Source organism: Flammeovirga sp. OC4, from assembly GCF_000812565.1.
GTDB lineage: Bacteria > Bacteroidota > Bacteroidia > Cytophagales > Flammeovirgaceae > Flammeovirga.
In genome coordinates, this window is the sequence record NZ_JTAM01000069.1 from 48,920 (window position 1) to 61,157 (window position 12,238).

General features: G+C 33.7%; 10 protein-coding genes. 6 read left to right on the forward strand and 4 right to left on the reverse strand.

The genetic code is table 11. The features are described from left to right. Positions 1 to 9 precede the first annotated feature (9 nt). Complete coding sequence (locus tag PL77_RS24245) at positions 10 to 321, reverse strand: DUF4286 family protein (RefSeq protein ID WP_044211191.1); 312 nt, start codon at positions 319 to 321, stop codon at positions 10 to 12. 598 nt (positions 322 to 919) lie between these two features. On the opposite strand from PL77_RS24245, the gene PL77_RS24255 reads away from it, so the two are divergent. The 4 genes from PL77_RS24255 (at position 920) to PL77_RS24270 (ending at position 4,974) form a co-directional block, all read left to right on the forward strand. Next, a complete protein-coding gene (locus PL77_RS24255; protein ID WP_044211194.1) occupies positions 920 to 1,279 on the forward strand; it encodes an Hpt domain-containing protein in 360 nt (119 codons plus the stop codon). After that, on the forward strand, positions 1,272 to 2,210 hold the full coding sequence (gene queG, locus PL77_RS24260) for a tRNA epoxyqueuosine(34) reductase QueG (RefSeq protein ID WP_044211196.1): 939 nt from the start codon (positions 1,272 to 1,274) through the stop codon (positions 2,208 to 2,210). Before PL77_RS24255 ends, queG begins: the two co-directional genes overlap by 8 nt. 455 nt (positions 2,211 to 2,665) lie before the next feature. Then, positions 2,666 to 4,144 carry a BatD family protein gene (locus PL77_RS24265; RefSeq protein ID WP_082026713.1) on the forward strand — a complete coding sequence of 493 codons (1,479 nt, stop codon included), beginning with the start codon at positions 2,666 to 2,668 and terminating at the stop codon, positions 4,142 to 4,144. A gap of 11 nt (positions 4,145 to 4,155) precedes the next feature. Next, complete coding sequence (locus PL77_RS24270; RefSeq protein WP_156152516.1) at positions 4,156 to 4,974, forward strand: hypothetical protein; 819 nt, start codon at positions 4,156 to 4,158, stop codon at positions 4,972 to 4,974. A gap of 79 nt (positions 4,975 to 5,053) precedes the next feature. On the opposite strand, the gene era is transcribed toward PL77_RS24270, so the two are convergent. Beyond that, positions 5,054 to 5,947 (reverse strand): GTPase Era, encoded by an 894-nt coding sequence (era, locus tag PL77_RS24275; RefSeq protein ID WP_044211203.1) that lies wholly within the window; start codon positions 5,945 to 5,947, stop codon positions 5,054 to 5,056. Positions 5,948 to 5,989: 42 nt separating this feature from the next. Continuing rightward, complete coding sequence (recQ, locus tag PL77_RS24280) at positions 5,990 to 8,131, reverse strand: DNA helicase RecQ (RefSeq protein WP_044211205.1); 2,142 nt, start codon at positions 8,129 to 8,131, stop codon at positions 5,990 to 5,992. A gap of 981 nt (positions 8,132 to 9,112) precedes the next feature. On the opposite strand from recQ, the gene PL77_RS24285 reads away from it, so the two are divergent. Further along, positions 9,113 to 9,475 (forward strand): response regulator, encoded by a 363-nt coding sequence (locus tag PL77_RS24285; protein WP_044211207.1) that lies wholly within the window; start codon positions 9,113 to 9,115, stop codon positions 9,473 to 9,475. Positions 9,476 to 9,572: 97 nt separating this feature from the next. Then, the gene (locus PL77_RS24290; RefSeq protein ID WP_044211210.1) at positions 9,573 to 11,273 is read left to right on the forward strand and encodes a tetratricopeptide repeat protein; all 1,701 of its coding nucleotides are present in this window, start codon (positions 9,573 to 9,575) and stop codon (positions 11,271 to 11,273) included. Positions 11,274 to 11,291: 18 nt separating this feature from the next. Here the strand turns inward: PL77_RS24290 and PL77_RS24295 are convergent, their stop codons facing one another. After that, a complete protein-coding gene (locus tag PL77_RS24295; RefSeq protein WP_044211212.1) occupies positions 11,292 to 11,657 on the reverse strand; it encodes a hypothetical protein in 366 nt (121 codons plus the stop codon). Positions 11,658 to 12,238: the final 581 nt, after the last annotated feature.

Below are 12,238 nucleotides of genomic sequence, written 5' to 3' on the forward strand. Positions count from 1 at the left end.
AAAATCGTTTTAGATCGTTTCTTCTCTTAAAACAGAGCGGAATTGACTTACTTTTTCACCGAACTTCTGCTTAAGCTGGATATGCAAATCTTGTTCGTGTTGTCTCATAAAACGGTCTGCATCAGATAAACTCTCTACATCAAGCATCAATGCAAAGTTACTTCCTGTAGATTCTGCTTTTTCAGACAATAATTTCATCAGTTTATGACTTTTAAAGCACTTGGTATTTGTTACTTCAGGAATGAAATAAGTTTTCATCCATTCTTTCCACGTAGAAAGTACTTCATCATCTACATGAAAAGAGATATTATATATGATCATGGTATGTAATTTTTTGCAAAATAAAGAGTATCGTAATAATGTACTATTTTTTAAAATTCTTTTTCAATTTAATTACAATCAGGATCATCATTAAATTTCCTAAACCACCTAATTTATATGAATAATGAAATTTATTGACTACAAATATCAATTCAATTGAGTGAAGATTGATAGTTAATACTTCCTTGCTACTTGTACAAATTTCCTTTTGTTTACAACGTAAATGAATACGTTGTGTATTTTTATTGACTTATTCTAAGAAATAGTGTAATCCATTGATGTGACTTGTGTTGTAATACAACGTATATGCTCTAATGAAGTACATAATTAAATATGTACATAACTTTTGTAGGTTTTTCGTGCGTATGATCTGAGCTAGGTATAATGCTTAAACTTGTCATGTTTGTATATAACTGAATGGAGTATTGGAACTTTTTAATTCAATTTAGGATTGATGATGTAAAGAATACTTTGTTTTTGGGTTGTATTATTTCACTTTTTCAGTTTGAAGAAGATTTTAATCAAAATGTTGAAATAAAAAAAGATCTTACATGGGAACTAAAACGGAGTATTAGTCATATCGTAAAAAATAGTGACTATGAAACCTAATTTTATTACAACATATCCTACTATTCCTTTATTAAAGATGAAGGTTTGGGAAGAAATTAAGACCTTTGCACAAGAAGAATATCAGCAGTTGTCAATCATAAAAAGTTTTCAAAGTGATTTTTATGATTTGATTTCAGAAGCGAGAGGGGGAATTATTGATAATAACCAAGCCTTGCTTCTTCAGTCGTTGCATACTTTAAAAGGTATTGCGGGAACGATAGGTGCGACTAGACTTCAGTTTATAACAAAAGAAGCAGAAGGTATGGCACGCATTGATAATGCTTTTATTGATGAGATAGAGCATTGTGGAAAAGTGTCCATAGATGCATTGAATAATCATTGTGGATAAGGTAAATCAGAAAGAAAAATATTCTAAATTAATAAAGGAAGAGGCTCAACGCCTTGGTTTCTCAGAGTGCGGCATTGCTAAAGCAGGTTTTTTAGAAGAGGAAGCAGATCCTTTAGAAAAATGGCTAAAAGCAGGAATGCATGGAGAAATGGGATATATGGCCAATCACTTTGATAAAAGATTAGACCCTACCAAGCTAGTAGAGGGGGCAAAGTCTGTAGTGATGCTTTCTTATAATTATTTCCCTGAAAAAGATTTAGCACAAGAAGGCAACTTCAAAGTGGCAAAGTACGCTTACGGAGAAGATTACCATTATGTGATAAAAAGAAAACTCAAAGATCTTGTGAAATTCATCAATGCTGAAATTGGTGAAGTAGAAGGTAGAGTTTTTGTCGATTCAGCTCCTGTCATGGAAAGAGCTTGGGCCAAAAAAGCAGGCTTAGGCTGGGTGGGCAAACATAGCTTACTTTTGAATAGAAATATGGGTAGTTTCTTCTTCTTAGCTGAATTAATTATTGATTTAGAATTACAAGAAGATGCTCCTATCAAAGATTACTGCGGAACATGTACAAGATGTATTGATGCTTGTCCAACAGATGCTATTCCAGAAAAAGGTATTGTTGATGGAAGTAAATGTATTTCCTATTTAACGATTGAACTAAAGGAACAAATCCCAACGGAATTTCAGGGAAAAATGGAAGATTGGATCTTTGGTTGTGACATTTGCCAAGATGTGTGCCCTTGGAATCGATTTTCAAAACCTCATAGTACAGATGAATTTTCACCTCATGATCAATTGGGTGAAATGTCTAAAAATGATTGGAAGGAGATTACAGAAGAAGTCTTTAAAGAAATCTTCAGAAAATCAGCGGTAAAGAGAACAAAGCTGGAAGGTTTAAAACGCAATATTTCATTTGCACAAAAAAAGTGATCACCTTCTGGTTTAGGTGACCACTGTATCAATTTCTTCTTTCTAATGTGAGTGAGTATGTTTTATTTTAGCCAACTAGTGCATAAGAATTAATGTGTTTGTTGCACTCGTTTTGGATTGTGAAGGCATACTTTGGAAAATTTGATTTACCCCAAGATCTCAAAGATAGTACTTCATTGATCGACAGGATTCCCAAAGATTTGCGTAACTCTTTTAAAAATAAATGTCTGTCAAATGACACTTTTTTGAGAATTACCTTAGTATATTCAAGCATGATCGGGTACGGTTTTACTTGGTTCTCTTGAAAATTAAAAATTTGGTTGAACAATTATTTTGACATCTGCTAATAAGTGTAACGCTAATATAGTGTATATGTTACATTTTTAGTAGGTATAATTCATTTTTTTAAACTTTTTTCACAACTTTTCTTCCTTCGAATTGTAGATATTTACGGTATGAAAAGATCACTATTGAAATTTCTTATTTTGAAGAGTTCAATCCAACAATTTGGACTTCTTATAATTTGCTCAATGCTGTTGTCATTCTCTACCTATGCTCAAACTGTAAGCATTGCTATTGGTAGAACAGAAATTGGTCAGAACGAAAATTTTGAAATTACTTTAACTGTTAAAAATGGTCGTTTGACTAAATATTCTGAATTTCCAGACATTGAAGGTTTTAGAAAAGGTAGGCCATCCAACTCAAGTCAGACCTCAATCATAAACGGACAAGTATCTACACAACAGAGTGTAGTGCAGATGTATGCCCCAACTAAACAAGGAACATTTAAACTGCCTCCGTTTTCTATGTCAGTAAATGGAAAGTCAGTAAATAGTAATGGAGCAACCATTAAAGTAGGTCCTCCTGTACAAAGACAGGTTTATGATCCTTTTGCTGATTTCTGGGGCGGTGGATCATCTTCAAGAAATCAACAAAACCAACAATTTATAGATGTAGAAGCTGATGCATTCTTCTCAGTAAGCACAGATAAAAATAGCGTCTATAGAGGTGAAGGTTTTAAAATGGACATCTCATTTTATGTAGCTGTTACCAACAGAGCCGAAATGGACTTTTATAAGTTGGATGAACAGGTGACTGAAATATTGAAGAAAGTAAAACCAAAAAATTGTTGGGAAGAAAACTTTAACATAGAATCTGTTCACTCAGAATATGTTACTGTCAATGGGAAGTCTTACCGTCAATACAAAATTTATGAAGCCATGTTCTACCCGTTGAACACGGAAGATATTGTGATTGAGCCTACAGAATTGCAGATGATAAAATATCAGGTGGCACAAAGACAGTCTTTCTTTGGTAGAAATAGTAAGGAAACAGTAGAAGTTTTTAAATCTAGAGGCAAGACCATAAAAGTAAAACCACTTCCGAATAGTCAATACAAAAGTATTGCAAGTGTGGGAAATTATCGTTTAAGACAAAAGCTAAGCGATACGGAGATCCAAACTGGAGAAAGTGTAACGTTAGAATTTAAGGTAGAAGGTGTTGGTAATATATCGTCTATTCGCGAACCTGATTTAGTAGAATCAGAAGATTTACTTTTCTATCCACCAAGTGTTTCTCAGAATATCAAAAGAGCAAATGGAAAAGTAGTGGGTTCAAAAGAGTTTGTATATTACATAGAGCCTCAAGAACCTGGTGAGTATGATCTGAAGGATTTTATCAGTTTGACTATTTTCAATACGAGAACAAAGAAATACGAAACACTATATCCTGAAGGAACTGTAGTTGTAAAAGGTAAAAGCCTAAGAGATGCCAAAATTTCAAAAACGGACCTTGGATCATTTTATGATGCGATGAAAAACGCTGATAACACCTTATTATCTATGGATAATACACCAATGATTCAGATTATTTTGAACATCTTTGTGGTAATCACATTGGTAGTAACAGCAGTGTTACTCTTTAAGAAGTTCTAACGACAGAAATTATGAAGGGAAACTTCTCTCTATATATACTTAAAATAATAACGGTATTATGCTTTTTCACCTCTTGTGAAAGGTATGTGGATACTGAACCTCCTGTTATTGAGTATTTTTATATTAATGGAAATGATGGGAAAAGCGGTGAAGTAGATGTTGATACTTTAAGTACTGATTTGGAAATGCGTGCCTTTTTTAGAGATGAAAACGGAATGCTATCTTATACAGTTTCTTTTGAATATTTAGGTGGAGATGATTCACCAGGACTCAGAATACCGAACTATTTAAATGATTTTGATACGTTCCCTGTAGCAGGTGCACAGACAGAAATTTTCAGAACAATTAAAGTAGCATCAGGTCCTGATTCTGATAATTCGGCAGTAGCCGCAACTGGAGATTACAATGTACATTTGGATGCAAAGGACTTGGCTTTGAATGAAGCGGAGAGGGCTACTATCCCGATGGAATTCAGAAACTTTACTCCTTTTTTCAAATTTACTGATATTGAAAAGGATACTGTTGCAGGTCAAAAAGAAGTGAATTTTCCAATCAATTTTATCTTAGCGGATTTAGATAAAAATATGAATGCACTAAGTATGGAAATGATCTTACTGATCTATGACCCTGAGGATATTGAAAATGGCGGAGTCAAAGATTCGTTATTACTGAAGTTCCCAGTGAGACAACCTATCTCAGGTGAAGATTCATTAGTTTATGCTGAATCATACGTTTTTCCTGATACAGGTAGCTATGAGTTGAGAATGAAAGCTGAAGATGATAGGAGAAATGAAACAGACGCTAATATTTTTATCAGAGTTGAGAATTAAAATTTGATTAGAAATATATATATACAAAGAGACCTCTTACATTTTAAATTTGTAAGAGGTCTTTTTGATTGGAAGAAACTTAATCGTTTTTATACCCAAACATCTTTAAGCTTTTATCATTTTTTCTCCAGTCTGCATCAACTTTTACATGAGTTTCAAGGAAGACTTTTTTCTGGATAAATTTCTCTAATTCTTTTCTTGAATCAGCTCCCACATGCTTCAGTTTAATACCCCCTTTACCAATGATGATACCTTTTTGACTTTCTCTTTCTACCATAATGGTAGCTTTGATCTTAATCATATCATCATTTTCCTTATAGCTGTCTACAATTACCTCACAAGAGTAAGGAACTTCTTCCTTGTAGTGCATGAAGATCTTCTCTCTGATAATTTCGGAAACAAAGAAACGCATTGGTTTATCCGTTAACTCCTCTTTATCATAAAAAGCCTCATGTTCAGGAAGTAAGTTTAAGATTTCATCTAAAATGGCAGGGACGTTAAAACCATGTAAAGCAGAAACAGGCATAATCACTTTTGGGTTCAATTTCTCTTGCCAATACGTGACCTTTTTCAATACATCATCTTGCTTGGCCTGATCAATTTTGTTGATAATAACAATAATCGGAGCCTTTGTTTTTTCAAGCTTTATTAGAGCGTCTTTCTCTTTGAAAGTTTCAAAAATGTCTGTTACAAATAGAACAACATCTGCATCATTGAGTGAGTTATCCACAAAGTCCATCATAGACTCATGTAATTCGTATTTAGGGTTGATGATACCTGGAGTGTCTGAATAGACAATTTGATAATCTTCAGAGCTCATGATCCCCATAATACGGTGACGAGTTGTCTGAGCCTTGCTTGTAATAATGGAAAGCCTCTCTCCTACCAACTCATTCATCAATGTGGATTTACCAACATTCGGTTTTCCAACAATACTCACAAATCCCGCTTTGTGCTTTTTCTCTTCACTCATGATAATGTTCTACTTAATTATATATGTTTTGAGGAGCCGAATTTAGGCTCCAACGGTTCTATTAAAATGTGCCATACCAAAATAGATACAGCTGTATGGAAGTTCTCCTTTAAAATAATCAAAAATAGCCTTTACTCCTTGATTCGCACCTACATTTCTGATTGCTTCAGCCACTGCTTCTAGTTGTTCTCCATTGATGAATTGGAAAATATCAATATTATATCCCATTTCATAGAGCGTGGCCAAGTGGTTTAAGATACTCTCATCCCTTAGTTGCCTTTGTTGAGCAATTTCATGAATTGTCAAATCTTTCTGATATAATTCATACGTTAACAGCGGAGAACTACCTTTTATTTTGTACCCTTCTTTTGCTTTAGCAATGACAAAAAGAACAATTGCTCCAATAAACTCATTACCGTATTTTCTAAGCTTGGTTTCACCAACACCAGATACCTTAATCATGTCATGGACAGAGATTGGCATTTTTTCAGACATATCCTTTAGCGTAGCATCGTTAAATACAACATAAGGAGGAATACTTTCCTTGTCAGCCAATTTCTTGCGAAGTACTCTAAGCGTCTCAAACAGATCTTGACGTAATTGTTCTTTTGCAGTTACTTTCTTCGTCGGAGCTTTAGTCGAAGGCGTTTCCTTGAATTGTGATAACTTTGCAAAGTTAACAGGAAACTTACCCATTAACACATTCTCACCTGCTTTAGTGACTCTAAAAGTGTTGTGATGGTCATACGCAATTTCAATTAATCCAAGATTAAGCATTTGCTGTAAATACAATTGCCAATGATCATAAGAGATGTCGTTGCCAGCACCATAAGTTTTGATTTGATCAAAGCCTTGACGAACTAAATCTATTCGTCTAGAACCTCTCAGAATATCAATCAACATACCCGCTGAAAGAGACTTGTTCATTTCTCTTTGTGCTCTAATGACTGCCGACATCGCTTTCTGAGCAATTACAGTTCCATCAAACAATTCAGGAGGATTTCTACAGACATCACAGTTGCCACAATCTTTTTCAAGGCTTTCACCAAAGTAACTTAATAGAATACGTCTACGGCAAGTTCTTGTTTCAGAGTATTGCTGCATTCTTTCGAGTTTGGAAAGTTGAAGTTGTGATTGTCCACTTTCCCCCACCATGTCTCTAAGCTGCATTACGTCTGCAAATGTATAGAATAGTAAAGTATCAGAAGGAAGTCCGTCTCTTCCAGCTCTACCTATTTCTTGGTAATACCCTTCCATATTTTTGGGAAGGTTGTAGTGGATGACCCACCTAACATTGGGTTTGTCAATACCCATACCGAAGGCAATTGTAGCACAGATAATAGGAATGTCATCTTTGATAAAACCTTCCTGTACTCTTGCTCTTTCCTCAGCAGGTATGCCTGCATGGTAATATAATGCGTTATGTCCAGCCTTACGTAACTTGGTGGCAAGGCTTTCTGTATTTTTTCTTGATAAGCAATAGATAATTCCAGACTGATTGGGTCTTTCAGCAAGGAAGTGTAAGATCTTTTCTATTCTTTTTTGTCCAGCTTCAACTCTCAGGCTTAAGTTGGGTCGGTCAAAAGAAGAAATAAACATCTTTGGGTTGACCATGCCTAATTGAGTAGCAATATCATTTCTTGTCGCTTTATCGGCTGTTGCGGTTAGGGCAATAAATGACACATCCGGATAACGCTGCCTTAAAGAAATAAGTTTGGTATATTCCTGTCTGAAATCATGTCCCCATTGAGAAATACAGTGTGCTTCATCAATGGCAATAAAACTGATATAAACCCTAGAAAGGAAATCTAAAAATTGTGATGTTAGTAATTTTTCAGGAGAGATATAAAGTAATTTCAATCTTTCGTTGATAAGATCTTCTTCTACTTCTCTCATTTCTGTATAGGATTGCGTACTGTTTAAAAATGCAGCTGGAACACCATTCGCTTTTAGGTTTTCCACCTGATCTTTCATCAGTGCAATTAATGGAGAAATAACAATGGCTACTCCTTGAGAAATAATTCCTGGAATTTGATAACAGATTGACTTTCCACCTCCAGTAGGCATTAAGACAACTGTATCTTGTTTTGCAAGTACATTTTGGATAATGTCTTCTTGCATTGGTCTGAATCGGTCATACCCAAAATATTGCTTTAGGGCATGTTGAGCAGTTGAGATATCCATTGAAAAGTTTTTTTGTCAAAATATTTCCGCAAGTTACTATGAAGTTGAAAGCTATACAAAAAATGTCAATCATTAATAATCAGAGTTTATCGCCATTATTTAAGGTTATAAAATATGACACTGTTAATACATCTCAATGAAAAATTTTTAAAAATCTACTTTATTTTATTAGTAAAAATATTAAATCCGTAATAGAATAACCGAAACCGGTTTCGGTGTATAAAATACAATTACTCTACTAAATCTATAGTTTAATGACGCGAGTGCATAGTGTTTTGATTATAAATTAGATACAAAACAGTATTTTTATTCGGAAAGTTTAAAATAATACGTTGATTATTTGCGAAATAGTTAATATTATAATATGTTTACAGTCAAGAAGTCAACCAAATAAGGAAATGATTGCAAAAATCGCAATTTCCTGTTTGACTTAGTTAAAGAGTGAATTTAGTATCATTCTTTAATGAATATATTTCGATGGAAGTTTAAATAATTGAATTGGTTAGAAAGAAGGTGAGTAATGCTCACCTTTTTTTATGTGTCCTATTTTAACTCAGAATTCCTAAAAGAAATATATCTTTGTGCAGCTTAAGTACTAGAACTAAGTTCAACTTGGCATTTTAGATTGTTATTTCCCTCCCATTGAAGATAGCTTTATAAGGGGAATAGTGAGTGACAAGTTCTAAAATAGAAGGAGTAAAAAAGGAAAAATCAAAACCCTGTTTATATTTGTCTTAGTATTTATAATATTATCAACGAATATTGTATTTAATATTGTTCATAATATCTGATTTGAATAAAGTCTGACAAATGATAAAGAAAAATCAATTTTTAATACGAATAACCTCTATATTAGAAACCTAGCTTAATCCTTTATTACTTTGTGATTTTGTTCTAAATTCAAACTTAACAGCAATTTAGTACTGACCTGTAGGGGTAAGTGCTGACATGTAAGAATAATTATATTTTCATATTCTACCTATGAGTAATTACAAGAATATTTTTGTTATTGACGATGATCCGACAAACAATTTGATTTGTCGTAAAATGATAGAAAAAACAGGCTTTGGTGAAAACGTAACAACTTATCTTAATGTACAAGATGCAGTAGACGCTTGGGAAGAAGTGCAGCCAGAAGTGGTTTTTTTAGATATCAATATGCCACCAAGTACAGGGTGGGACTTTTTGGATCAGTTGAAAGCAAAAAATATAGATAATGATAAAGTATATATGCTTTCGGCTGAAGTAACATCTGAAGACAGAAAAAAAGCGGCACAATACGATCAAGTGGCAGGAATTATAATCAAGCCATTAACTCCAGTAAAGTTGGAGGAGATAAAATAATTGTGTCTATACCATAGACAAAAAAAATTGAGAGGTGATAATTTGTAGTATACATAGAGGGTGGTTGAAAATTGTTGGATTTTGTATATGCCTATTATTGCCTTTTTTTTCCTTTGGCCAATCCCTAGAAAAAGATACTTTAAAAGTAAAAGAACATGAAGTCTCTGAAATTCAGGCAGAATTAGATTCTTTACTCCAAAATAATTACCACTTAGACGCAACCGCATTAGCTGATAGCGTTTTAGTATTGGCTAAAGAAACGTATAGTAATACAGACCTTCGTATTATTTTAATCCACAAACGTATAGCTGAAAAGTTTGCAGATAACGGCTATTCAAATATAGCCTCTCAATACATCCAAAGAGCATTAGCGATTCTTCGTTCCAACCCTACACCCAATTATGCATTTATTGGTGATATGTATATTTATCTAGCCCAGATTTTTAGGCACCACCAACTCTCCAATATAGCAATTAACTATTATGAACAGGCCATGGAAGCTTACGAACAAGCGGAAGGTCGAGAGCATTATTTTCCATTAGTCAATGTGTATATGACCTTAGGTAATTTTCATTATGAAATTGAAAACTTTGGTACGGCAAGTTCTTATTACACCAAAGCGTCAAATCTGATTTCAAAAATGGATACCCAATACCGGGCAGATATGGTAGAGATTCTGAATCGGATCGCCAGAGCACAAACTAGAACTGGAGCTTATAAAATTGCAATTAAGAACTTAAATAGGTCCATTCAGATCGCTAATAAGGTATTTGGAAAGAATTCGATCGAATTGGCCAATCAGTATGAATCTTTAGCTGAAGTTTACTTACAAAGAGGAGATCACCAAGATGCAAATGAAGCAGCAAATAAGGTGGTGAAAATATTGGTAGGCAACATTGGTACAGCGGAAAGAAGGCAAACTTATGAGAGGAAAATTGCAGATACATTTTTTTACAAGAGAGAATACGGTTTGTCTCATCAATGGTATGAAAAGCTTTATGCTGATGCATTAATTGCCAATCAAGATTTCAATGATTTTACTGAGCTTACCAAATGGTATTTACAAATTGCAGGCAAGTTTGAAAGAGTAAAAGAAGATGTTATTGCCTTAAAAATCTATCAGAAAATACTTTCACTGAATCAAGAAAGATTTGGTGAGAATAATTTAAAAGCAGCGGAGGTAATGCATTTAATCTCAAAATGCTATGTACGTTTAAATGATTTCCAACAGGCAGAGACATATACTAATAAAGCATATGCTATTGAATGGGAAATAGGATCCGAAAAAGACAGTACGCAATTGGCTATTCAAAACATTGATATGGCAGGCCTTTTACTAATGAAAGGAGACACTGTTGAGGCCGTGAAATTATATCACAATGTGGAAAAGCTAGAAGAAAACCGTGAAAGTAGATGGAAAGCAATAGCTTACAATAACCTGTCGATGATCAAATTTGAACAGAAAAAATTTACGGAGGCTTATTACTATAGTGAGCTTCTTTTGAGCTACTACAAAGAAAACTATGGGCGTGATTATATCAAGACTATAGGTTGTTATTTATTGATAGGAAACATCATTTATGCTCAGGGGGAACAAGAGAAAGCAGTCGAAAATTATTACAGCAAACCTATCCGGTTGGCTTCACATCTCTTCCGTAAACCAAATGAAGTGAGTTTTCAAGCCAATAAAAACCTTTCGGATTATTATAAGAATCTAAAAAAAGAAGACCTGTCTCAACGTTACGCTGCTTACGCACGAGAGATACAGGTCATTATATCTTCGGAAAATACCAATTAAATCAAATGGAAGCTATGACTAGCTGTTTTTGATCTCTGATAACTTCTCATTTAATGTGTCTAAGATGTTACGAAGGTGACGTTCTAACTCAGCCCACGCCATTACAGGGTCAACAGAATTGACATCCTCTTTATAATTTGCACCAACTTCAGCCATAAAACGCTCTAAAGTATCTAGGTTAAAAGTGTGTAATCTAGTACTAAACTTGTGTTTAACGGCACTAAAAAGGTCAGAGTCTTTATCTTCTAAAGCTAATTTTAATTTTGGAAAGTCAGATTCAAACTCATCAATAGAAATTGATAAGAAATCTACATATCCATCTTTGTCTCCTTCAAAAAGAGTATCTGTAAAACTGAAATCCATAGGATAAGTTGATATTGCCATAATATTAGTTCATTTTAAAAATAACGAATTCTTTCTAAAAAATTCTAGATTTTAGAATGATAATCATCAAATCCATAAGATCTCGATGAAAATCTAAGGTATACCGCAAAGATATAGAGGAATAGCACTTCAATGTATAGTCAACACTTAATAAAAGTAAATCACTAACGATCATTAAAAGTTTATTTAGAATATTTTTTAATGAAGTGCTGTCAATTTATAGTTTTTAGAATCAAAGTAACAGAATCAAAATATGGTTGTAGCCTCTTTTGATTTTCTTTTTCTTCATTTCTTACGAGGTACAATATTACTTTTTTCTACTTAAGTATTGAAGCGTATTTTTGAAAAATCACTAAGATAAGAGGCAGAAAGGAGTGCTGTTTTTCTGTTTGTTTTAGAAGTCAATAAAATTCTTTCATTTTTTATTGAAATAAAGGCCCTTGAAAATCAGTTCGTTTACATTCATTTTTATCTTTTTTCTCATTTTCTTTTGGAAATATAAAATCTCGACTTACCTTTGCATCGCTTTAAACGAAAAGCATGAATGAATAAGCGAAAATAGCTCAGCTGGTAGAGCGCAA

Excerpts from the sequence above, each read along its gene's own strand:
- PL77_RS24245 (WP_044211191.1), bottom strand. The coding sequence starts at position 321 with ATGATCATATATAATATCTCTTTTCATGTAGATGATGAAGTACTTTCT.
- PL77_RS24255 (WP_044211194.1), top strand. The coding sequence starts at position 920 with ATGAAACCTAATTTTATTACAACATATCCTACTATTCCTTTATTAAAG.
- PL77_RS24265 (WP_082026713.1), top strand. The coding sequence starts at position 2,666 with ATGAAAAGATCACTATTGAAATTTCTTATTTTGAAGAGTTCAATCCAA.
- PL77_RS24270 (WP_156152516.1), top strand. The coding sequence starts at position 4,156 with ATGAAGGGAAACTTCTCTCTATATATACTTAAAATAATAACGGTATTA.
- era (WP_044211203.1), bottom strand. The coding sequence starts at position 5,947 with ATGAGTGAAGAGAAAAAGCACAAAGCGGGATTTGTGAGTATTGTTGGA.
- recQ (WP_044211205.1), bottom strand. The coding sequence starts at position 8,131 with ATGGATATCTCAACTGCTCAACATGCCCTAAAGCAATATTTTGGGTAT.
- PL77_RS24285 (WP_044211207.1), top strand. The coding sequence starts at position 9,113 with ATGAGTAATTACAAGAATATTTTTGTTATTGACGATGATCCGACAAAC.
- PL77_RS24295 (WP_044211212.1), bottom strand. The coding sequence starts at position 11,657 with ATGGCAATATCAACTTATCCTATGGATTTCAGTTTTACAGATACTCTT.